Below are 22,514 nucleotides of genomic sequence, written 5' to 3'. Positions count from 1 at the left end.
CCCCTGAAAGACACGGCCCTGCGGGCCGAGAAGCACGGGGCGCAGCCCCTGCTTTTCAGGGGCGCGGGGAACTGCGCGACCAGCCACAACGGACCCGCACCCTCCCACCGGCCCCTTACATCCCAAGCCCCGTGAGGAGGCTCGGGATGTCGAGGGACGTCAGGGGCAGCACCGGCTCAGTGTCGGGCTCGGTCTCCGTCGTCGTGTCGTCGCCCACCGACAGGATCGAACCGCCCTGTTCGGCCTCCGCCTCAGGCGACGCGCTCGGCTCGGGGGAGCCGGACTTCTCTCGTCCCGGCGCCGGGGAGGCGTCCGCGTCCGGTTCCTCGGAGACCGTCTCGGTCTCGGGCGTGGGCGCCTCGGAGCCGGAGACGGAGAGGGACTCGGGGCTGGCGGTCACGCCGTCGGTGAGCCAGCGCTGCGTGGTGGAGTTGTCCCGGACCTTGACGACGACGTCCGTCTTGGGGTCCGTGGCGATGGGGGCCATGGCGAGCCCCTCGCCCCACCGGGGCAGCAACTCCCCCTGCACGGTGAAGTCGTAGCGCACGTCGTCGCCCCGCTTGGAGTCCTCGTCGGCGCACTTGCCGAGGACGACGACTCCGGCGTCGACCTGGGAGTCCAGGCACAGCTCGGGGTTGGCGACACTGCGCAGCAGACCGTCCTCCTCGTAGGACCACTGCTGGGTCCAGTCGGAGTCGCACACCGCCAGTTCGGTCGAGGCGCCCTTCTCGGCCTTGCCGCCCTGGATGTCGAGGCACAGGTCGGCGGCCACATTGCGCAGCCGGGTCTGCTGGGGTGCCGTGGGCCGTCCAGCGCTGGCGGGCGGGGTCGGTGAGGCGGTGTCGGTGGTGGTGTCGTTGCCGGTGTCCGGCGCCGTGGCGACTCCTCCGGTGGCGCTGGTGGAGGCGGTGGGATCGGCGCCGCTGCCGTCGTCCGAGAGGAACGCGGCGCCCAGGATGGCCGCGATCAGTGCGCCCGAGGAGACGCCGACGGTGATCAGGGCTCGGGGGTTGCGCGCTCCGGAGGTGATCCGGCGGCGCTGCGCGGGGATCTGGGAGAGCAGGCGGTGCCGACCGCCGCTCCCCGGACGTCTCGAGTTCCCCTTCTGCGGCATCCGGCCGGGCCGGGAGTCCAGATAGCGCCGGGCGCCCCAGCCGAGCACGGCCTCGGCGATGACCCCGCCCAGTCCGCCCTCGAAATGGCTGAGTTGCTCGGCGGCGTAACGGCAGTAGCGGCACTCCAGCAGATGCTGCTGGACATCCGGCAGCAGGGCGCCGCCGCGGCGAATCGGTACGTCCAGCAGCCGGTTGTAGAAGCGGCAATCCTTGGACGGCGCGAGTTCCCGATGGGCGCGGACGCAGCCCTCACGGAATTTGTCGCGCGCCTGCTCCAGCGTGGCCGCCGCGCTGTCGGCATCCAGCCCCAGCAGACCAGTGGGTATGGTTATCATTTCGGCTTCTACTTCGGTGTGCCACAGCAAGCACTGGGCGACCGCCGGGAGGGCCTGGAAAGAGCGCTCGATGAGCTTGCGATTCTCGGGCGTCATGGACTTCGCCGCCCGCATACCGCGCCCGCCGGCGGGCTTCCTCAGGTCCGGCAGCACATGGGAGACAGCACCTTCCGCGGACCACTCCTTGACGGTGTCGCGCGCGGCCACCAGCAGCCGGGGCCGCAGGGCGACGCCCGACTCGCCCCGCATCAGCCCGTCGAGCACCCGGTGGAAGGCGGTCGCGGTCACCATCGAGGCGACACCGGACCCGGAGGCGAGGCAGATGACCGCGTAGTCGTACGTCGGCTGCCAGTGCCGCGCCATCAACAGGGCGACGGGATCGTCGCCGGTGCCGCCATCCGGCCAGCCTCTCAGCCGGGCGGCGAGAGTCTCGTCGGACTCTCCGGGGACCGGGCCGGGAGCGGGCGCATAAGTGGGGCGAGGAGGGTGGGGGGTGTGCACAGAGCGGGTTCCTTCCAAGGCGCAAGATGGCACACGGAGTTGTGGCCGCCGAAAAGGGCCCTGGATTGGTGCGTACCTTTTTGGCGGGCGCCGGGGAAAGCGGTTGGGGACCGAACCGCCACGATGACCGTCTTCCTTGGGCCTTTTGGGCCCTTCGGCGACCGGAAAAGCCAAATGGCCTTTCTGGCCGGGCCATTGCCCATGCGCAGGAAGTTCACCCTTGCACAAGTTACTCATGGCTAACAAGGCACTTGGGCAACATCCGCATCACTAAAAGCAGGTCAGATGACCGGTACGAATGCTTCCACTTCGCAGAACGAAGCCTTCCGGTTCCCGAAAACTCAAGGCTTCAAGCACCCCGTGTGAACCGTACGCACACCCCGGCGGCCCGCGCACGCTCCCGGCACACCGATGGTTCGTTGTTCACTGAAGGCGGCCAACTCGGAAGGCCCCGCGCGGAACGGCGGCTCTCCCGCGCGAAACGGGCCGCCGACCTTGATCCTCCCGCCCTCGGTCGGCGGCCCCGGGGACGGGTCTTTTCCGGCCCGCTCAGATCTGCCAGGACCGCAGCCGGTCCGCCGCCCCGTAGACGTCCGTCGTCCCGGAGAGCAGGTCGCGCGCGAGATCCACGAGGGCCCCGTACGGCGGGTCGATGCCGGCGCCGCTGACGAACATGTACGCCACGGCCGTCGCGCAGGCGAAGCGGGCGTTGGCCGCCGGCAGGGGCTTGAGCACGGCGAGGGTGTGGAGCAGCGCGGCGGCCCGCCAGGCCGGGTCGGAGTCGACACCGAGGCGCGGCGGGTCGACGCGGTGCCGGGCCACGGCGGCAACGAGCGCGGAGAAGTCGTTGATGGTGGGCTGCTCGGGCATGACCTCTTCGTGCCGCTGGAGCAGCCAGGGCACGTCGATGTGGATGACGGGAGCCATCGGTCAGACGGCCCGTCCTCGCGCCTTGCCGACGGGTTCGTCGTCCGGGAAGGCGGCGGCGAACTCGTCGGCGTGCGCGGTGAAGAACTGCCGGAAGGCCTCCGCGCCCTCCTTCAGCGCCCGGTGTCGCACTATGTCGGCCGCGGCCGCCTCGCGCACGAGCGCCTTCATCGACGTACCGCGTTCCTTGGCTATCTGCCGCAGGTCCTCTAGCTCGCGGTCGCTGAACTCCACATTCAGAGCTGGCATGCGCCAACGGTACCGCGCGGGTACTTACCCGTAAATAGTCGCAGGTCAAGTGGTATGGAGTGCGGTACCGAAGCAGAGCGGCCGACGCCCCGGAGGACGTCGGCCGCACAGGGTGGCACCGAGGTGTCAGGTCTGGTCCGCGACGAACGACGCCATGCGGGCCAGCGCCGCGTTCCAGTTGATCGTGTGTTCGTTGGTCGACCAGGACTGGATGTCGTCGATGTAGCAGAACTGACCGACGCAGCCCTGGAGTTTGCTCTGTGCGTAGGGGTCCTGGATGCTCGAGTTCGGGCCGCCCGCGAGGGTGCCGGCCTGCGGGTTGGGCTGGTCCGGGTCGAGCTGGTGGGCGTACCAGCGGCTGTGCTGGTTGCGGGCGTCGACCTCGCCGTAGCCGGTGACGTAGGAGATGTTGAGGGCGTTGCGGCCGAAGAGGTAGTCCATGCTCTGCAGCGCGCCCTCGCGGTACTTCGACGCCCCGCCGATGTCGTACGCCGTGGCGATGACGACCGCGTTGTTGAGGATCTGGTGGTTGGAGCCCCAGTCGTAGAGGTTGTTGCCGGGCGCGTACGGCATGCCGTAGGGGTGGGCCTTCAGCGTGGCCAGGTAGCGGTCGGCGCCCTTGATCACGGACTGGCGGACCTTGTCGCGGCCGGGCAGCTTGTTCGGCACGGTCGCCAGGTCGAGGCGGCCCGCTGCGGCCGTGCGGGCCCAGTCGAAGCCGATGGGGCCGAAGATGTCGGCGGTGTGCACCGGTGAGGTGAGGACGGAGTCCTGGAAGGCCTTCTCACCGGTGGTGAGGTACAGCTGGGCGGCCGCCCAGTAGAACTCGTCGGTGACGTCGTTGTCGGAGTAGGTGCCGCCGCCGATGCCGTCGCTCTCGGAGGCGTAGACCGCGGGGTGAGCCTGGGCCGCGGCCCAGGCCGTGCGGGCCGCGTCGAGCGCCTTCGCGGCGAAGGCGCGGTCGTAGGGGCGGTAGAGGCGGGCCGCCTGCGCGGCGGTGGCGGCCAGGTTCAGGGTGGCCGCGGTGCTCGGCGGGTGCAGTTCGCGCTTCTGCGGGTCGTCGGCGGGCATCAGGGGCAGGCCGGTCCACTGCTCGTCGTGGATCTTGTGGTGGGCCATGCCGGCGAGCGGCTGTCCCTTCGGCACCTGCATCTTGAGCATGAAGTCCAGCTGCCAGCGGACCTCGTCCAGCAGGTCAGGGATCTTGTTGCCGCTCTCGGGGATGTTCAGCGAGCCGTCGCCGAGCTTGTCGGTCTGCCCGGTGCGGGCGTGCAGGGAACGCTCATAGGTGCTCAGCACCTCCCAGGTGGAGATGCCGCCGTTGACGACGTACTTGCCGTGGTCGCCGGCGTCGTACCAGCCGCCGGTCACGTCGAGCGTGTAGTCGCAGACGCCGGGCCGGCAGGGCACGTCACGGTCGCCCTGGTTGGGCGCGACGTTCAGATGACCGGCGGCGCGGCCGTAGCCGGGGCGCAGCCCGTCGCTGATCGGGGTGCCGCTGCGCTGGGTGTAGTAGTACTTCAGCGAGTCGAGCCGGAGTCGTTCGTAGGCGCTCGGGTCGATGTCGAACGGGCGGCTGGTCTCGCCGTCGACGACCAGGGTGAAGCCGGTGCCGCGCTTGCGGTACGAGCCGAAGTCGATCGAGTGGACGTTCTGCCCGGAGGAGGCGTCGAGCCCGCGCGGGACGGTCCACCCGTGGGCGACCACGGCACCCGACGGGTTCTTCAGCTGCCAGGGCAGCTTCGCCGTGGCGTCGGTGACCAGAGTGGCGTTCTTCGGCCCGGCGGGCAGATAGGCGACCTGGTTGACGCGCACCCGGGGCCCGGTGTCGGGCTCGTACACCTCCGGCGGCACCCCGCCGAGCAGCGACACGTCGTCCATGCAGAAGGTGAACGGGTCGGCGTTGCCGCCCACTTGGAAGCCGACCTGGCCCTGCGCGGTGTCGACGGGCGAGGTGAAGGTGTACGAGTAGGAGTCGCCCGAGACGTTCAACTGCGGGCTCACCTCGAAGTACGTGTCGTACGGGGCCACCGACAGGCCGACGATCGCCCGCAGGACGTTGCCCTGGGGCGTGCCGGACGCGGAGAAGCCGAACCGGTACGACTCGCCCTTGACGAGGGTGATGTCGTTCTGGCCGACGGCGGCGTCCCAGCGGTTGGTGGTGCCGCCGGGGATCTCGGCGCAGAGGCGGCCGTCGGTGAGTCCGGCGGTCACGTTACTGGTGGTCCACCATGGGGCGGTGGTGGTGTCGAAGGTGCCGTTCTTGACCTGTTCGACCTCCTCGGCCTGGGCCGAACCGCCGGGCAGCGCGGTGAGCGCCGCCGCGAGGAGGGCCGTAAGGGCGAGCAGGGTGGTTCTGCGTCGTTTCACGTGGGCTCCTCGGAGGAGGTGGGGGCGCACGGCGGTGACGGGTGATGCGGATGACGGACGGCGCGTGGGACGAAACGCCGTGGGAGCGCTCCCAGATGCGGACGTTGGCCATGCTGTTAGAGACATGACAGCCCGTCAACGGTCCGGACGGGACTGGTTTCCCGTCCTGATTTCCCGTCCGGACCGAAGTGGCGTCTCCCCATGCGGTCAGACTGCGAGAACGTCCAGTCTGCTGATCCGCACCGCGCCGCGTGCCTCGCCCGGATGGCGGCTCGTCAGCGTGAGCCGGATCCGGGTGCCGCGCACCGGGTCGAACGTGATCACCGTGGGGGCGTCGGAGGCCGTGGCCCAGTCGACCTTCACGTCCTCGGCGGGAACGTATCGGCCGCCGTCCCACACCTCGACCTCGACGGCCTCGGGCAGCGCGTGCCCCGCGTCGACGGTGAACGAGACCTCGACCCGGTCGACCGTCCCGGCCCGCCCCCAGTCGACCGACACCCAGTCCTCGGGCCGCGCCCCGCTGAACGCGGGCAACAGGGCCGTGGCCGCCTTGAGGAAGGCGTTGGACCAGCCGGTGGCGGGGTCGCCGTCGAGCATGGCGGCGGGCAGGGTGTCCGGGCGGCCGGAGTAACTGGAGTCGGCGAAGGGGTAGTTGACGGCGGCCGGGTGGTCGGGCGCGAATTCTGCGGCCGGGGTCGTCGACCTGCCGCGCGCCGGGGTGGCACGCAGGGTCGCCTTCCCGCCGCGCAGGCCCTCCACCCGCGCCGTCACCTTCACCGCACCGGGCTCGACCCCGGCCCGTACGATCGCGAGCGCCTTGCCGCCGAAGGCGGTCCGGGTGGAGGCCTGGTAGCGCTCGGCGCTCTCCTCGCGGCCGTTGTCGAGCCCGGCGAGGGAGCCTCCTTGTACGTCGAAGGAGATCAGATGCTCGGCGTCGGGGACCACCACTCCCCGGGCGTCGACGATCTCGGCGGTGACGAAGGCCAGGGAACGCCCGTCCGCCGCGAGGGACTTGCGGTCGGCGGTCAGGCGCACGGCGCGCGGCTGACCGGCCGTGCGCAGGACGTCGGCGGCGACGGCCTTGCCGTTCCGGCGCGCCACGGCCTTCAACTCGCCGGGCGCGTACGGCACCCGCCAGGTGAGATGGAGCTTGCCCGCGCTGCCGTTGGGGCTGGTGTAACTGCCGGGGTAGGGGCCGTCGGTGAACGTCCTGTCGTCGCCGGTGGCCTCGGTGGTCTCCAGGTAGGGGCGGCCGTCGACGGTCTTCTTCTCGTCGAACTTCCTTGTCCCGAGGGACTTTCCGTTGAGGAACAGCTCGACGGTGTCGACGTTGGAGTAGGCCCACACCTCGACGGTGTCGCCCTTCTCGTGGTTCCAGCTCATCGGCAACAGATGGACCATGGGCTCGCTGATCCACTGGCTCTGGAACAGGTAGTACATGTCCTTCGGGAAGCCGGCCGTGTCGACCGCGCCGAAGAAGGACGCCTTCACCGGGAAGACGTCGTACGGCGTGGGCTCGCCGATGTAGTCGATGCCGGACCAGAGGAACTGCCCGGCGAACCACCTCCGGTCCCGGTCCTTCTTGTGCCCGTACTCGCCGCTCATGGTCCAGGAGGCGAGGTTGTTGTCGTACGACGAGACGCCCCGCTTTCCGGGAGTGTGGTTCTCGCCGGTGTTGAGGCGCTCCGGCTCCTGGTAGACGCCTCGCGTGGACGTCTCCGAGGAGGACTCCGACTCGAAGAGGAACAGGTTCGGGTAGCGGGCGTGCAGGGCGTCCACCGACTTGGCGGTGTTGTAGTTGAGGCCGAGGCCGTCGAGTTTGGCCAGGATCAGGTCGCCCGGGGTGCCGGGGGCGGGGACGCTGCGGTGGCGGTGGGAGCCGATGACGATCGGGCGGGTGTCGTCGGAAGCCTTGACGGCGGCGATCAGTCGGTCCGCCATGGCGAGGCCGGCGGTGGAGGTGAACTCGGAGACCTCGTTGCCGATCGACCACATGAGGACGGCGGGCGAGTTGCGGGCCGCCAGCACCATCTCGGTGACGTCCCGGTCGGCCCACTCGTCGAAGAAACGGCCGTAGTCGTAGCGGGTCTTGGGGCTCCTCCAGCAGTCGAAGGCTCCACCATCATCACGATGCCCAGTTCCTCGCAGACCTCGATCATCTCCGGCGAGGGCGGGTTGTGGGAGGTGCGGAAGGCGTTGACACCCATCGACTTCATGATCGTCATCTGCCGGCGGATCGCGTCGGCGCTCACGGCGGCGCCGAGTGCGCCCAGGTCGTGGTGGAGGTCGACGCCCTTGATCTTGTGATGGGTGCCGTTGAGGTGGAACCCCTCGTCCGGATCGAAGCGGAAGGTGCGGATACCGAAGGTCGTGCGGTGGGTGTCGGTGGTTCTGCCGCCGACCCGCAGCTCGGTCTTCAGCGTGTAGCGGTGCGGGGCCGAGAAGTCCCACAACTTCGGCTCACTGACGGTGAGTTCGTGGGTCTCGGTCGCCGTGTCGGTCACGTTCGCCGTGGAGGACGTACGGGCCACGGTGCGGCCTCGGGAATCGACGACCCGTGAGACGACCTCGACGTCGGCCGCTGCACCGGAGGCGTTCACCACGGAGGTCCGCACCCGGACCAGGGCGCGTTCCTCGGTGACGTCCGGCGTGGTGACATAGGTGCCCCAGCGCGCCACGTGCACCGGGTCGGTGACGACCAGGCGGGCCTCGCGGTAGATGCCGCTGCCGGAGTACCAGCGGCTGCTGGGCAGCCGGTTCTGGACCTTGACCGCGATGACGTTCTCGGTGGTGCCGTCCGTGTGCAGCAGGTCGGTGAGGTCGAAGGCGAAGCCGGTGTAGCCGTAGGGGTGGCGGCCGACCTCGGTGCCGTTGCAGTAGACGTACGAGTCCATGTAGACGCCGTCGAACTCGACGGAGACCCGCTTTCCGGTGAGGGCCGGCGGCAGGGTGAAGGTGTTGCGGTACCAGCCGAGGCCGCCGGGGAAGAAGCCGGTGCCGCTGGTCGTGCCGTGCTGGGTGGTCGGGGCGAGCTCGATGCTCCAGTCGTGCGGGACGGCGGCCTGGCGCCAGGCCGAGTCGTCGTGGCCGGGGGTCGCGGCGTCGGCGTACTCGCCGGTCGGGTCGGTGATGCCACCCGGGTTGACGAGGGCGAAGCGCCAGCCGTCCCGGAGCGGTACGACCCGGCCGACGGACGAGGGTCTCGCCTGGGGCACGGCGGCCGCGGTGCCCGCCAGGGCTCCGACCATCGGGGCGGAGGTGCCCGCGATGAGTAAGGACCTGCGTGTGACGGTCATGGTGTTCCCTTCGTCGAACGTGCGGGTGGACGTTCCGGGAGCCGCGCAGCACAAGGCCCCACAAGCAATCACAAGTAACCGTGACCAAACAGAATCTGACGACGTGCCCCAGAGACGTCAAGAGCCCCTCGCGCCACTCGACGAACACTGGTGCGACAAAATCCGCGGGCGTGCGCTTTCCAGTCCGCTTTCCCGGCGGAGCGCATAGGCTTGAATTCACCCGTAAGCCCGTTCGGTCCGGCGGAATGGAACTCGCGACGATGAGGAGCCGCAAGGTAACGCACGGTGATGCACCTGCGTACGCCCTGGACGGTGCCGCCACGGCGCGGGCGGTCATGGACGGCGACGGCACGGTCGTCGAGTGGAACGAAGGCGCGAGACGCCTCCTGGGCTGGCCCGCGACGGAGGTCGTGGGACGCCCCGTCAAGGAGCTGCTCGCCCCGGGGGGCTCCTTCCTGCCGCCCCCGCCCGGCAGCCTCAACTGGAGCGGCACGCTCGCGCTGCGTCACCACGACGGCCGCACGGTGACCGCGTGGCTGCTCGCCCACCGCCGTGGCTCGAAGGACGGCGACGGCAGCGGCGGCTGGCTGGTTCTCTGTCCGCTGGACGATCCCGGCCCGCTGGTGCGGGACGATCCGCTGGCGGCGGCTGTCATGGTCCAGTCGCCGTGCGCCATGGCGGTCTTCGACGACCGGCTCAGGCTGCGCGGCATCAACGACGTGATGGCGGACGCCGTGGGGATGCCGGAGGAGAACCTCCGGGGGCTGCACATGTCCGAGATCGTGGGCGGCCGGCAGGGCGAGCGGCTGGAGCAGCAGGTGCGCGAGGTGCTCGCCCAGGGCCGCCGCAAGGACGTGCAGACCTTCCTGCGGGCCGCCGACGAGAACCGCGCCCACGCCTGGTCGGCGGCGATCGCCCCGCTCACCGACGACTCCGGAGTGCCGATCGGGGTCTGTGTCACCGGGCACGACATCACCGAGCAGTATCTGGCCCGGCAGCGACTGCAGCTGGTGAACGAGGCGAGCATCCGTATCGGGACCACGCTCGACGTCCAGCGCACCGCCCAGGAGCTGGCCGACGTGTGCGTCCCGGTCCTCGCCGACTTCGTCAGCGTCGACCTCATGCAGTCGATCGACCACGGCGACGAACCGCACGAGGGCCCGCTCTCCCCGCCGTTCACCCTGCGCCGCACCGCCCATCAGTCGGTCACCCCGGGCTGCCCCGAGGCGGTGGTCGAGGTGGGCCGGACGGACGTCTACCCGGCCTCCTCCCCGCAGGCGGCGTCCCTGTCGGTCGGGCACACGATCGTGGCGACGGACCCGGCCAACACGCTCGTGGACTGGCTCGCCTGGGACCCGATACGCGGCGCGCGGGTCAAGGAGCTGGGCGTCCACACCACCATGTCGGTGCCGATCCGGGCCCGGGGCACGACCCTCGGAGTGGCCGTCCTTACCCGCTTCAAACGGCTCGACCCGTACACCGCCGACGACGAACTGCTGGCCGAGGAGGTGACGGCCCGGGCCGCCGTCTGCATCGACAACGCCCGCCGCTACTCCCGCGAACGCGAGACCGCCCTCGCCCTCCAGCGCAGCCTTCTCCCCCAGACCCTCCCCCGTATGCCCGCCCTGGAGGCGGCCTCCCGGTACCTTCCGGCGGCGCAGGCCGGGGTCGGCGGCGACTGGTTCGACGTCATCCCGCTCTCCGGGATGCGGGTCGCCATGGTCGTCGGCGACGTCGTCGGCCACGGCGTCCAGGCCTCCGCCACCATGGGGCGGCTGCGGACCGCCGTACGCACCCTCGCCGACGTCGACCTCGCCCCGGACGAGCTGCTCACCCACCTCGACGACCTCGTCGTACGGCTCTCCGCGGAGGCCGGCAGCGAGGGCGTGACCGGTGAGGTGGGCGCCACCTGCCTCTACGCCGTCTACGACCCGGTGACCCGCCGCTGCACCTTCGCCCGTGCCGGGCACCCGCCGCCGGTCGTACTGGACCCGGACGGGCGGCCGATGGAGGTGGAAGTGCCGTCGGGACAGCCCCTGGGCCTCGGCGGACTGCCCTTCGAGTCCGCCGAACTCGAACTGCCCGAGGGCACCCTCATCGCCCTCTACACCGACGGCCTGATCGAGACCCGGGACCGGGACATCGACGCCGGTCAGGAGCTGCTGGCCGAGGCGCTGTCCGGCCGCAAGGGCTCACTGGACGACATCTGCCAGGACGTCGTCCAGTCCCTGCTGCCCGCGAACGGCGCCCCCGACGACGTGGCACTGCTGCTGGCCCGTACCCGGGGGCTCAGGGCGGAGCGGGTCGCGACCTGGTCGATACCGGCCGACCCCGCCTTCGTCGCCCGCACCCGTCAGTACGTGCTGACACAGATGGCACTCTGGGGCATCAGCGAGTCGGCGTTCACGGCGGAGCTGGTGGTGAGCGAGCTGGTCACCAACGCCATCCGGCACGGCGCCCCGCCCATCCAGCTGCGCCTGATCCACGACGACACCACCCTGATCTGCGAGGTGTCGGACGGCAGCGGCACCGCCCCGCATCTGCGCCGGGCCAAGACCTTCGACGAGGGCGGGCGCGGCCTGCTGCTGGTGGCCCAGCTGACGCAGCGGTGGGGCAGCCGGCACACCGAGGACGGCAAGACGATCTGGGCGGAGCTGACGTTGTCGGAGGAGTAGGAAGGGCCTCACCGTGAGGAGTGAGAAGGGCCTCACCACAGGGCCGTACGCGTGTTCGTCGGGTGTCGGCGGGCAGCTGTAGGGCGCACCGGTCTCCGCGCCACCGAACGCCCCGAAAGCCCTGCCGTGAACACCGCTCTCGCCGAGGTCCTGTCCGTCGTCCTGCTCGTTGTCGTCCTCGGCTGCGCGGTCGCCCGTCCGTTCGGACTGCCGGAGGCGGTGATCGCTGTACCGGCCGCCGGGATCGTCGTCGCCGCCGGTGCCGTCTCCCCGGACCACGCCCGTGCCGAGGCGGAACTGCTGGGCCCGGTGCTCGGCTTCCTGGCAGCCGTGCTCGTGCTGGCCAAGCTCTGCGACGACGAGGGGCTCTTCCAGGCGTGCGGGGCGTGGATGGCGCGCGCGTCGGCGGGGCGGCCCAGGCGGCTGCTGGGCTCGACGTTCGCGCTGGCCTCCGGCATCACGGCGGTGCTCAGCCTGGACGCGACGGTCGTGCTGCTGACGCCGGTGGTGTTCGCGACCGTGGCCCGGCTGGGCGCGCGCCCCAAGCCGCATGTGTACGCCACCGCGCACCTGTCGAACACGGCCTCGTTGCTGCTGCCCGTGTCGAACCTCACCAACCTGCTGGCGTTCACGGCGAGCGGACTGACCTTCACGCGGTTCGCGCTGCTGATGGCGGCGCCGTGGGCGGTGGCCGTGGCCGCCGAGTACGTGGTGTTCCGCCGGTTCTTCGCGGCCGATCTGGACGCCGGGGCACCGCCCGCCGAAGAGTCGGTCGAGGCGCCCGAGCTGCCGATGTTCGCGCTGGTCACGGTCCTGTGCACGCTCGCCGGGTTCGTGGTGACGTCCGCGCTCGGCGTCGAGCCGGTGTGGGCGGCACTGGCCGGGGCCGTGGTGCTGGCGGTCCGCGCGCTCGTCCGCCGCACCACCACCCCGGCCGCGCTCTTCCGCTCCGTCTCCCTGCCCTTCCTCGCGTTCGTGCCGGCGCTGGGCATCGTGGTGCGCGCGGTGGTCGACAACGGGCTCGCCGACGCGCTCGGCCGAGTGATGCCGACCGGCTCCGGCCTGCTCGCCCTCCTCGGTGTCGCCGCGCTCGCCGCCCTCCTCTCCAACGTCATCAACAACCTGCCCGCGGTCCTGGTCCTGGCCCCGTCGGCGGCCCCGCTCGGCACGGGCGCCGTCCTCGCCGTGCTCCTCGGCGTCAACATCGGCCCGAACCTCACCTACGCCGGGTCCCTGGCCACCCTGCTCTGGCGCCGCATCGTCCACCAGCACGAACACGACGTGGACCTGGGCGAGTTCACCCGACTCGGCCTTCTCACCGTCCCGGCGGCGCTGGTCTCCTCGGTGGTGGCGCTGTGGCTGTCGCTGCTCGTCTTCGGGGGCTGAGACGACCACGTGCCGAGGGTTCCGGGGGAGGTGACCGTCAGTCGCAGTCCCGCAGCCCCTGCCGGTACTCCCCCGGCGGCACCCCGTAGCGCTGTCGGAACACCCGGCTGAAGTGGAACGGGCTGCCGAACCCGGAGGCTGCGGCCACGCGTTCCACGGGCAGTTCGGTGGCTTCCAGGAGGCGGGCGGCGTGGCGGAGGCGGGCGTGGCGGAGGGCGCGCATCGGGGAGTGGCCGAGTTGTTCGGTGAAGAGGTGCGCGAAGCGGGACGGGGAGAGGGAGGCGCACTCGGCGAGGGAGCGGACGGTGTGCGGGGCGCCGGGGTCGGCGGCGATCAGGTCCTCCGCCCGGCGGATCCTCGGGTCCGCCCCCGACCGGCGGGGCTCGGTCCTGGCGGCGGTGAGCAGCACGACCTCCTCCAGGGAGCACAGGGCGAGTTCGCGGGCCGCCGTGCCGTGCGCCACGGCGACCTCACCGCCGAGGGGGGCCGCCGTGGTCGTCGGCGGTGTGCCCTCGCCGGTCCAGCGGGCGTCGGCGAGCATGCGTCGGAAGGCCGCGTCGACACGTTCGCGGATGCCGCCGGGTGTCGATGACACGGCGTACAGCCGGTCGCCGGTCTCGTACGGGCGCAGCCAGGCCGTCCAGGACGCTCGTGCCTGGCAGTGCACCCACCAGAACGCCCAGTGCCCGGCGCCGGACCGGACCGTGTAGTGCTGCGGCACACCCGGGCCGAGGACCACCAGGTCGCCCGGGCCCGCAGGCGTCTCCGCCGCGCCCTGCCGCAGTAGTCCCCCGCCGACCGTGGTCCAGGTGAACAGCCAGCTGTCCGCGCCGCGCGGCCGGTTCACGGCGTACGGCGGCCGCTGGTCGAAGCGTCCGATGATCACCTGGCCGGGCGGCGGCGACGGATCCGCGGGCGCAGCAGTTCCAGGCAGGTCGTCAGCACGCACAGGCATCCTCCCGAAAGGCACTCGGGCCTAGCGTGGGGCACTGTAGACGACGGTGAGAAGGGACGCGCGGATGGCAGCCACAGGCAAGGTGGAGTTCGAGGAGAACGGCTATCTGGTGGTACGGGGGCTGTTCTCGCCCGCCGAGATCGAGGAGTTGTGCGACCGGTTCGCGGCCCTGCGGGAGGGCGGCCCGATCCCGGGGCACTTCCAGCCCCGCCCGCCCACGGCTGACGGACCGGCCGACCCGCTGCACATCCACCCCCGGGTGATGCACCCGCACCGCATCGACCCGCTGTCGCTGCGAGTGCTCCTCGACGCGCGGCTGCGAAGCATCCTCGAAGAGCTGCTCGGGGAGGAGGTCCTGGCCGCGCAGAGCATGTTCTACTTCAAGCCCCCGGGCGCCCGGGGGCAGGCGCTGCACCAGGACAACTTCTATCTGCGGGTCGAGCCGGGCACGTGCGTGGCGGCCTGGATCGCCTGCGATGTGATCGACCGGGACAACGGTGGTCTGGAGGTCGTGCCGGGAACGCACCGCATGGACCTGTTCTGCCCGGAGGAGGCGGACGCGGAGGTGTCCTTCGTCCGCGAGTACGTCCCGCCGCCGCCCGGCCTGGCCCCCGTGCCCGTCGACATGGCCCCGGGCGACGTGCTCTTCTTCAACGGCAGCCTCGTCCACGGCTCCCAGCCCAACCGGACCACCGACCGCTTCCGTCGTTCCTTCATCGGCCACTACGTGGGCCGCTCCACCGAACGCATCGGCCGCTACTACGACGCGCTGACGATGAGCGGCGCCTCCGTGCCCCTGCCGGAGAGCGAGGGCGCGGGCCCGTGCGGCACGGAGTTCGAGCCGATGGGCGCCCACTGACCAGGGCCCCGACCCCGGCGTCTCAGCCCAGTTCGAGCAGCCCTCGCCGGACCGCTTCCGACACCGTGCTCGCCCGGTTCTCGGTGCCGAGCTTGCGGTAGATCCGGACCAGGTGGGTCTTGATCGTGGCCTCGGTGAGATGGAGGGAGGCGGCGATGGAGCGGTTGCTGTGGCCCCGCGCCAGCAGCCGTACGACCTCGATCTCGCGGTCGCTCAGGGCGGTCCCGGGATCGGCCATGTGACCGGCGAGGTGTCCTGCGGCCTCGGGGGCGAGCCCCATGCCGCCGGCCGCCGCGGCGCGCACGGCGCGGAACAGTTCCTCGGGCGGGCCCGCCTTGAGGATGTAGCCGCGGGCGCCGGCCTCCATCGCCCGTACGACGTCGCCCTGGGTGCCGGAGCTGGTGAGGACGACGACCCGGCTGCCGGGGGCTTCGGCGGTGATCCGCCGGGTCGCGTAGAGGCCGTTGACCCGGGTGCCGGGGGCCGTGTCGTCGGTCAGCCGGAGGTCCATCAGCACCACGTCGGGGCCGAGCCGCGCGGCGAGCCGTACGGCCTCCTCGCCGTCGCCGGTCTCACCGACGACGGCGAAGCCGGGTTCGCCGGTGAGGAGGGCGCGCAGCCCGGCGCGTACGACGACGTGGTCGTCCACGATCAGGACGCGCAGCGGGGTGCCGTTCGGGTCGTTCACCGGCTGCCCGCCAGGCCCGCCAGGGCGAGGGAGTCCACGGGGAGGCTGGCGCGGGCCCGGGTGCCGCGGCCGGGTGCGCTGCGGACGGTGAGCGAGCCGCCGAGGGCGCCCAGGCGCTCCCGGCCGGCGGTCAGGCCGAGGCCCCGGTCGCACGGTTTAGACGTCGTCGCCCTGGTGTCGAAGCCCACGCCGTCGTCCCGTACTTCGACGGTGACGGTCGTGTCGTCGCGGTGGTCGAGGGTGACCCAGACGTGCCGGGCGCGGGCGTGTTCGCAGGCGTTGGCCAGCAGGCCCTGGGCGACGCGGAGCAGCGCGGCGGCCCGGTCGCGGGGCAGGTCGCCCGGCTCGCCCTCGGTGCGGAACTCCACCCGCGAGGGCGTGGCCGTGTCGCGGGCGCAGAGGGTGCGCAGCGCGGTGGTGAGGTCGTCGTGCTCCAGGGCGGGCGGGGTGAGGTCGCTGATGATGGTGCGGGTCTCGGCGAGGTTGGCGCCGAGCGCGTCGACGACCGTACGGACCTGGGTCCTGGCCAGGTCGGGGCGGCGGTCCCAGTCGCGGTCGGCGGCCTGGAGGAGCATGCGGCTGCCGGCGAGTTCCTGGGCGAGCGTGTCGTGCAGGTCGCGGGCGATCCGGGCGCGTTCGGCGAGGCGGCCGGCCTCGCGCTGGCCCCGCGCCAACTCGGCGCGGGTGCGCCGCAGTTCGCCGAGGAGCCGCTGCTGGGTGCGGTAGAGGGTGACGGTGGCCCAGAGCGCGGCGGCCGGCGGGACGACCAGTTCGGGGTGGAGGGTTCCGGAGGACCGGGCGATCACGAGGGAGAGCAGCACGGTGATCACGCCGACGACGGCGACCGCCGTGCGGCCCGTGAACATGCGCAGGGCGAGGATCGCCAGCGGGAGCGCCAGCCAGGTGTAGGCGGTGGCGACCTGCGCGGGCATCCCCCAGGAGACCCAGCACCACAGAGTCAGCAGCGTGCCGAGCCAGAGGGGCCGGCCCCATCGCCCCAGCCGGTCCCAGAGGGCGAGCCCGCCGACGTACCCCATCGCCAGCAGCGTGATGAGCGGGACCAGTTCCCAGCACAGCGCGGAGTTCAGGTCGACGAGGCGGACGACTCCGCCGATGACGACGGTCAGGAACAACAGGTCCGGCAGCCGCCGCAGCGACAGGGAACCTCGGCGTACGAAGGCGGGGGCGGCGATGGCGGGCACGGCGGCGATTCCCTCTGCGACGGTCCGGACGGGCACGGGGCTGGCGGGGCCAGCCGAGTGTAGACAGTGCCACGTGTGACCCGAGTAAAGGGAATCCGCCGTACCCGCCGTACCCGCCGTACTCGTCCCACACATCACACGTGTCGTGCCCGTCATGCCGGACCGGCCGTCACCGCCCGGGGTGCAGTCCCAGGAAGCCCGGCGTCGGGTCGCCCTTGACCTCACCGAAGTAGAGGGCGAAGGTCTGCTTCCACCGCTCGATCTGGGCGCGGTCCTCCATGAACCGGGGGAAGCCGTCGAGGTGCGCGTTCCGGTACTTCCAGATGGGCTTCAGGCCGCCGGCGGGGGTGACGTCCGTGCGGACGGACCAGCCGTTGAAGGAGCCCTGCTGGCGTTCGGTGGACAGCGCCCAGTTGAGGTACAGCTTGGCGGCGGAGGGGTTGGCGGCCTTCTTGAGGATCGCGGCGCGCTGGCCCCAGGCCATGAAGGGGTGCCCGTCGGCCACGGCCCAGCGGGTCGCGGCGGTCGAGGGCGCGGTCAGCGAGCCGGACCCGCCGACGCCGATGGCCTTCTGCTTGCCGTTGACCGCGACGCCCGGGGTGTGCGAACCACGGTTGAACTGCGGCTGCTGGGCGGCGAACTCGGCGATCCAGTCCCAGCCGTAGGCCTCCTGGTAGAGGGAGAACAGGTAGAGCACCGCGTCGTCGTCGTGCGGGTAGGAGGAGGCGATGGCGCCCTTCCAGCGCGGGTCGACCAGCTCGTACGGCGACTTGGGCGCGTTCCCGCCGACGGCGTCGACGCCGTACATGTAGCTGAAGCCGATGACCGCGACGGCCGTCCACGCGCCCTGCGGGTCGCGGAAGTCCTTGTACAGCTTGGAGAACCCGGCGGGCTTGTACGGCAGCAGCTTGCCCTGGCTCTTCCAGCGGGTGAAGTCCTGCAGCGTCTGGAGCTGGACGACGTCGGGGACCAGGGTGTCGGTCGCGAGCTGGTTGTCGACGCGGACGTCGTGGTACTTGCTGTAGTCCACGACCATCGTCAGGTCGATGTCGGGGAAGCGGGTGCGGAACGCCTGGGCCGTGAAGTCCTGCTGGGTGGCGGTGTCGCCGCCCGCGTAGATCACGAGCTTGCCGCCCTCGGCGACCGCGTCGCGGTACAGCTCGTCGAGGGAGCGGGTCTCCTCGGAGCCCGACGCCGCCGTACGGGAGCCCGACGCCGACGCGGTGGCGGCCTGTGCGGCGCCGGTCGCGACGAGGCCGCCGAGCGCGGCGCCCGCTCCGGTGGTGAGGATGCGTCGCCTGCTGAAGTTGCTGGCCATGTGGGGGAAGGTTCCTTTCAGGGCTTGACTCGTACCGCGGTGCCGCTACGGCGGCACCGTAAGTCTGTGATCGACGGGGTCCGCCGCGCGTCGCCCGTAAGCCGTCGATGCGTTCAACCGTTCGGTTGAACGGGTGGCCGACTCGGTGGGGGGTACCCCATTCGTCACAGGCCGATCCCCCCGTACCTCTCTCGCCCGATGCCCGCCTGCGCCGGGCCGCGCGCTGATTGAATGATGCGGCTCCACCAAAACCGCATACGGCCTTCACAGGAGGCCCCCGTTGAAGGGCGTCAACGTGGTTCTCAAGGGGCGGGTCAGGGAACGTGAGCGGCTCGACCGACTGGTGGCGGAGGTGCGGCGGGGGCTGAGCGGCGTCGTGTTGTTGCGGGGCGACGCAGGGATCGGGAAGACGGTGCTGCTCGATCACGCGGGCGGGGAGGCCGCCGATCTGCGGGTGTTACGGGTAGCGGGCGTGGAGTCGGAGTCGGGTTTCCCGTTCGCCGCGTTGCAGCGGCTCCTCCTGCCGTTCCTGGACGGGCTGCGGGAGCCCGGTGTGCTGCCGCCGTCACAGCACGAGGCTCTCCGGGTGGCGTGCGGGCTGGCCGACGGGCCGCCCGCCGACCGGTTCCTGGTGGGGCTCGCGACTCTGACGCTGCTCGCGGAGACCGCGAAACGGCGGCCGGTACTGGCCTGTGTCGACGACGCGCAGTGGCTCGACGAGGAGTCGCTGGGCGTCCTCGCCTTCGTGGGGCGGCGGGTGCACGCGGAGGGGGTCGGGCTGTTGTTCGCGGCCCGGACCGGGTCCGCCCAGCTCACGGAGTCGGCGTGGCGCCGGGGTTGGCAGGCGGAGCGCTGGTTCTGCCAGGCGGACGGTGAGTCCGGCAAGCGCTACGGCAACGAGACCGTCCGGATCAGCCCGGACGGCGAGGCGAGCATCAAAATTCCCGCGCCGCTGGCGCATCTGGCGAACGCCCCGCACGGACGGTACGTCCTGGCGGGCCGGGTCGCGTTCGCGCACCGGGGCGGCGAGTGGGCGGACCGGGTCGCGGCCACCCGGGCGATCGCCTACCGCATCCACCTGGATACCGGCCGGGACCGCTGGTATCTGACGGCCTCGTGGGCAGATCCCGCCCACCCCCACCCTCCCGATCGAGACCGCGCTCGCGCACGGCGTGATCGGCGTCGACATGAACGCCGACCACCTGGCCGCCTGGCGCCTGGGTCGTGTTCCCAGTCGCAGTCACCGTCGCACCCTACTGACCGGGCTCGGCCTCCGGGTCACCTCTCGACAAAGCGTTCGACGTCGTCGGCGGTCGGCCGGAGCAGTCCGTCCCGTACGGCGAGGGCCGTGGCCTCGGCGCGGGAGGCGGCGCCGGTCTTGCGCAGCAGATGCTCGACGTGGGTGTGCACGGTGCGCGGGGACAGGAACAGCGCCTGGGCGATGGCCTGGTTCGTCTGGCCGGTGGCCGCCCGGGTGAGCACCTCCAGTTCACGCGGGCTGAGTCCGTACGGCAGCGGGGCGGGCGTCTCGTGCACGAGGACCGCCCGGCGTACGACGGCCGAGCCGAGGGTGTGGCGGCGGACGGTGACCCGGTACCAGTCGGGCCCGACGGGCCAGAGGAGACGCAGCCGGGTGCCGTGCGAGTCGGCGAAGGCCCCCAGGAGGCGGCGGAACTCGGTGTCCTGGAGGACCACGGCGGGGTCCCGGCCGGGGAGTTCGAGGGTGTCGTCGGCGACGACCAGGCTCGCTCCGCCCTCCGCCGGGAGGTCGGGGAGGTCGCCCGCGTGGGCGGTGGGGTCGGCGAGGACGCCCAGGGCGGGCAGTAGGGACGCCAGCAGGTGGCGGGTCCCGGTGTCGTAGGCGTCCGGGGTCGCGGTGGAGAGGGTGATCAGGCCGACGAGGCGACCGTGGTGGCGCAGCGCGCCCGTCACCGCGTCGCGGACGCCCGCCGGCCGCATCCGCTCGGCGTAGAACCAGCCATCACGGTAGCGCTCGCCCGGGTCCTCGACGTCCTCGCAGATGGAGGGCGGGATCTCGCTGCGCAGGACGTTGGCGTACCAGGGGGTCGAGACGAACTCGGCGGCCAGGGCCGCGGAGACATCGGCGTCGTAGCCGACGCCCGCGACCTGGACGTAGGTGCCGGTGATCGGGTCGATCTCCAGGAGGGTGGCGGCGTCGAGGGGCAGGGCGCGGCCGAGTTCGTGGAGGGCCTCGGCGCAGGCGGAGGCGGTGTCGCGTTCGCGGGTGAGCATGCCGATGCGGGCGGCGGCCGCGATCTGGTGGTGGGTGAGCATGCGAGCCTCCCGGGGCCGCCCCGAGACCGGGCAGGTCTTTTGGACCCTAACGATAAGCGGGCGGCGGCCGGTGAACAAGGCATTCACCGATCCGTGACCCGGACGTCCGCCGCCGCTCGCCCGCCGTACGCGTTCGGTGTCTCGCCGTTCTTACGCGTTCGGTGTCTCGCCGCCGTACGCCTTCGGTGTCTCGCCGCCGTACGCGTTCGGTGCTCGCCGTTCTTACGCACTCCGTGTCCGCCAGCCGTACGCAGTCGATGTCCGCCCGTCTTACGCACTCGGTATTTGTACGGATGGCGGGGCGGGGCGCCGGGGTCTTTCCTGTTCGGCACAGCATGACGCCCGCCGCTGACGGGCCCCGTCCCCCTTGGAGATCCCCGCCATGACCAGACGCCCCCTTTCCGTCACCCCGGCCTCACGCAGGCAGTTCCTCGCCTGGTCCGCCGGAGCGCTCACCGCGACCGGACTGGCCGCCACGGGCTGCAGCGCCCCGGAGAGCAGCTCCGGTTCGGCGAAGGCGGCGGGCGCGTCCCCCTCCGCGCGGACGCTCACGCAGATCGGCCTCGACTACCCCTTCACCCAACTCCCTCTCTACACCACCCTGGTGAAGCTCTCGACGGCCGCCGCGAAGAAGCACGACGTCAAGCTGCTGACGACGAGCGACGCGAGCAACCCCGACACCCAGGCCAGCAACCTCAACACCTGGGTCACGCAGAAGATGCAAGCGATCGTGTCGTTCCCGATGGTCTTCGAGGCCGCCGAGGCGATCGCCGAGGCGGCGCTCGACGCGGGCCTGATCTGGGTGACGTACGGCGGGACGCTGGAGAGCCAGAGCGCCGACATCCAGTTCAGCTTCCGCGAGAGCGGCACACTGCTCGGCGAGTCGGCCGCGAAGTGGGCCAACGAAGAGCTGAACGGGAAGGGGAAGATCGCGTTCCTGGTCGACAACACGATCGAGCTGGGCCGGGAGCGCACGAAGGGCATGGTCGACGCCTTCACCAAGCTCGCGCCCGGTGTCGACGTGGTGGCGCAGGAGCAGGCCATCGACCCCGACACGGGGCTGTCGAAGTCCAACGCGCTCCTCGCCAAGCACCCCGACCTGAACATCATCCTCGGCATCACGGACGCGGCGGCGTACGGCGGGTTCAAGGCATTGCAGCAGGCCGGGCGGAAGAACGGCGACAAGAAGACGTTCGTCGGCGGCCAGGACGGCTCGGCCCCCTCCCTCCTCGCCATCAAGCAGGGCACCTTCTACCGTGCCTCCTCCGCCCTCGCCCCGCAGGACATCGCCAACGCCATCGTCGACGTGCCGCTCGCCGTCGCTGCCGGAAAGGCGAACCCCAGCGCGCAGGTGCCGGTCAAGCTGATCCAGCGCGGTGACACGGCGGAGATCGACGCGCTGCTCGCCCAGAACGGGTAGGGCCGCGCGATGGCCGACATGAGCGACACGAACGGGACAGCCAATCCGCCCAATCTGCGGATCACCTCGCTGAGCAAGTCCTTCGGCGGTGTGCGGGCGCTGGAAGGGGTGGACCTCACCGTGCCCGCGGGGCAGGTCCATGCCCTCCTCGGGCACAACGGCGCCGGCAAGTCCACCCTGATCAAGTGTCTCGGCGGCGCGTTCCCGCCGGATGCCGGGACGATCGAGGTAGGCGGTGTCCCGTACACCCGGCTCAGCCCGCGGGAGTCGATCGCGGCCGGGGTGGCGATCATCTTCCAGACGCTCAGCGTCGTGGACTCCCTGACCGTGGCCGAGAACATCTTCCTCGGCCAGGAGTGGACCCGGTACGGCCGGATCGACCGCCGGGCCCAGGAGAAGGTGGCCGCCGAACTCCTCGACCGCGTCGCCGCGAGCTGCTCGCCCCGCGACCGGGTGGGTGAACTGCCCATGGGCCAGAAGCAGTTGGTCGAGATCGCCAAGGCCCTCAGCCGCAGCGCCTCGGTCTTGGTCCTGGACGAGCCCACGGCCGCTCTCTCCGGCACCGAGAGCGACGCCCTCGCCACCCGCGTGGAGGACCTCCGCGCCCAGGGCCTCGCCATCGTCTACGTCACCCATCTCCTGGCGGAGGTCGAACGTCTGGCGGACGCGGTGACCGTGCTCCGCGACGGCCGGGTCGCCCACCACACGGCGACGGGGGGCCACAACCGCCGGGACCTGGTGGAGGCGATCACGGGCGCACGGGGAGCCATGTCGACACAGTCCGCCGGGAACGTGCCGACTGCGGCAGGTGGCTCGGCGAGCGGGGCTCCGGCGCCTGGTTCGGGTGCCGGGGCGGGTACCGATGCGAGTGCGCACGCCGGTTCAGGTGCGGGTGCGCGCGCCGGCGCGGGCGCGGGCGCGGG

Annotated in this window: 14 protein-coding genes and 2 pseudogenes; 6 read left to right on the top strand and 10 right to left on the bottom strand. The window is 71.5% G+C overall.

The window, feature by feature from the left end; genetic code table 11:
• Positions 1-115 precede the first annotated feature (115 nt).
• The 5 genes and pseudogenes from ACFU53_RS34965 to ACFU53_RS34945 all read right to left on the bottom strand — a co-directional run bounded on the left by ACFU53_RS34965 (position 116) and on the right by ACFU53_RS34945 (position 8,793).
• Positions 116-1,951 (bottom strand): RICIN domain-containing protein, encoded by a 1,836-nt coding sequence (locus ACFU53_RS34965; protein WP_384001732.1) that lies wholly within the window; start codon positions 1,949-1,951, stop codon positions 116-118.
• 549 nt (positions 1,952-2,500) lie between these two features.
• Positions 2,501-2,878: a toxin Doc gene (locus ACFU53_RS34960; protein WP_384001729.1), complete on the bottom strand. Its 378-nt coding sequence runs from the start codon at positions 2,876-2,878 to the stop codon at positions 2,501-2,503.
• A 3-nt stretch (positions 2,879-2,881) separates the two neighbouring features.
• The gene (locus ACFU53_RS34955) at positions 2,882-3,127 is read right to left on the bottom strand and encodes a hypothetical protein (RefSeq protein ID WP_384001726.1); all 246 of its coding nucleotides are present in this window, start codon (positions 3,125-3,127) and stop codon (positions 2,882-2,884) included.
• A gap of 126 nt (positions 3,128-3,253) precedes the next feature.
• Positions 3,254-5,497 carry a glycoside hydrolase family 9 protein gene (locus ACFU53_RS34950; protein ID WP_384001723.1) on the bottom strand — a complete coding sequence of 748 codons (2,244 nt, stop codon included), beginning with the start codon at positions 5,495-5,497 and terminating at the stop codon, positions 3,254-3,256.
• A gap of 207 nt (positions 5,498-5,704) precedes the next feature.
• Positions 5,705-8,793, bottom strand: a pseudogene (locus ACFU53_RS34945) (glycoside hydrolase family 2 TIM barrel-domain containing protein).
• Between the two features lie 260 nt (positions 8,794-9,053).
• Here ACFU53_RS34945 and ACFU53_RS34940 point away from each other — a divergent pair.
• Entirely contained in the window at positions 9,054-11,468 is a 2,415-nt protein-coding gene (locus ACFU53_RS34940) for a SpoIIE family protein phosphatase (protein WP_384001720.1), read from the top strand.
• A 126-nt stretch (positions 11,469-11,594) separates the two neighbouring features.
• Entirely contained in the window at positions 11,595-12,854 is a 1,260-nt protein-coding gene (locus ACFU53_RS34935) for an SLC13 family permease (protein WP_384001717.1), read from the top strand.
• Between the two features lie 37 nt (positions 12,855-12,891).
• On the opposite strand, the gene ACFU53_RS34930 is transcribed toward ACFU53_RS34935, so the two are convergent.
• A complete protein-coding gene (locus tag ACFU53_RS34930) occupies positions 12,892-13,809 on the bottom strand; it encodes a helix-turn-helix domain-containing protein (RefSeq protein ID WP_384001715.1) in 918 nt (305 codons plus the stop codon).
• 64 nt (positions 13,810-13,873) lie between these two features.
• Here ACFU53_RS34930 and ACFU53_RS34925 point away from each other — a divergent pair, with 64 nt between their 5' ends.
• Positions 13,874-14,668, top strand: coding sequence for a phytanoyl-CoA dioxygenase family protein (locus ACFU53_RS34925; protein WP_384001712.1), 795 nt, complete (start codon positions 13,874-13,876; stop codon positions 14,666-14,668).
• Between the two features lie 22 nt (positions 14,669-14,690).
• On the opposite strand, the gene ACFU53_RS34920 is transcribed toward ACFU53_RS34925, so the two are convergent.
• The 3 genes from ACFU53_RS34920 to ACFU53_RS34910 all read right to left on the bottom strand — a co-directional run bounded on the left by ACFU53_RS34920 (position 14,691) and on the right by ACFU53_RS34910 (position 17,876).
• On the bottom strand, positions 14,691-15,356 hold the full coding sequence (locus ACFU53_RS34920) for a response regulator (RefSeq protein WP_384001710.1): 666 nt from the start codon (positions 15,354-15,356) through the stop codon (positions 14,691-14,693).
• Positions 15,353-16,558: a sensor histidine kinase gene (locus ACFU53_RS34915; RefSeq protein WP_384001707.1), complete on the bottom strand. Its 1,206-nt coding sequence runs from the start codon at positions 16,556-16,558 to the stop codon at positions 15,353-15,355. Before ACFU53_RS34915 ends, ACFU53_RS34920 begins: the two co-directional genes overlap by 4 nt.
• A 169-nt stretch (positions 16,559-16,727) precedes the next feature.
• The gene (locus ACFU53_RS34910) at positions 16,728-17,876 is read right to left on the bottom strand and encodes an ABC transporter substrate-binding protein (RefSeq protein ID WP_384001704.1); all 1,149 of its coding nucleotides are present in this window, start codon (positions 17,874-17,876) and stop codon (positions 16,728-16,730) included.
• A 295-nt stretch (positions 17,877-18,171) separates the two neighbouring features.
• Here ACFU53_RS34910 and ACFU53_RS34905 point away from each other — a divergent pair.
• A pseudogene (locus ACFU53_RS34905) lies at positions 18,172-19,099 on the top strand (AAA family ATPase); the annotation flags it as partial.
• A gap of 55 nt (positions 19,100-19,154) precedes the next feature.
• Here the strand turns inward: ACFU53_RS34905 and ACFU53_RS34900 are convergent.
• Entirely contained in the window at positions 19,155-20,171 is a 1,017-nt protein-coding gene (locus ACFU53_RS34900; RefSeq protein ID WP_384001701.1) for a response regulator transcription factor, read from the bottom strand.
• 382 nt (positions 20,172-20,553) lie between these two features.
• Here ACFU53_RS34900 and ACFU53_RS34895 point away from each other — a divergent pair, with 382 nt between their 5' ends.
• Positions 20,554-21,591: a sugar ABC transporter substrate-binding protein gene (locus tag ACFU53_RS34895; RefSeq protein ID WP_384001698.1), complete on the top strand. Its 1,038-nt coding sequence runs from the start codon at positions 20,554-20,556 to the stop codon at positions 21,589-21,591.
• 18 nt (positions 21,592-21,609) lie between these two features.
• Positions 21,610-22,514 (top strand): ATP-binding cassette domain-containing protein (locus ACFU53_RS34890; protein ID WP_384001695.1); only part of this gene is annotated, 905 nt, incomplete at its 3' end.

The sequence above is a fragment of the Streptomyces sp. NPDC057474 genome (assembly GCF_042802555.1).
Taxonomy (GTDB): Bacteria; Actinomycetota; Actinomycetes; order Streptomycetales; family Streptomycetaceae; genus Streptomyces.
This window is presented reverse-complemented; position numbering and strand designations above follow the sequence as displayed.

Coding starts and splice junctions, on each gene's coding strand:
- ACFU53_RS34960 (WP_384001729.1), bottom strand. CDS start 2,878: ATGGCTCCCGTCATCCACATCGACGTGCCCTGGCTGCTCCAGCGGCAC.
- ACFU53_RS34955 (WP_384001726.1), bottom strand. CDS start 3,127: ATGCCAGCTCTGAATGTGGAGTTCAGCGACCGCGAGCTAGAGGACCTG.
- ACFU53_RS34940 (WP_384001720.1), top strand. CDS start 9,054: ATGAGGAGCCGCAAGGTAACGCACGGTGATGCACCTGCGTACGCCCTG.
- ACFU53_RS34930 (WP_384001715.1), bottom strand. CDS start 13,809: ATGCCTGTGCGTGCTGACGACCTGCCTGGAACTGCTGCGCCCGCGGAT.
- ACFU53_RS34925 (WP_384001712.1), top strand. CDS start 13,874: ATGGCAGCCACAGGCAAGGTGGAGTTCGAGGAGAACGGCTATCTGGTG.
- ACFU53_RS34910 (WP_384001704.1), bottom strand. CDS start 17,876: ATGGCCAGCAACTTCAGCAGGCGACGCATCCTCACCACCGGAGCGGGC.
- ACFU53_RS34900 (WP_384001701.1), bottom strand. CDS start 20,171: ATGCTCACCCACCACCAGATCGCGGCCGCCGCCCGCATCGGCATGCTC.
- ACFU53_RS34895 (WP_384001698.1), top strand. CDS start 20,554: ATGACCAGACGCCCCCTTTCCGTCACCCCGGCCTCACGCAGGCAGTTC.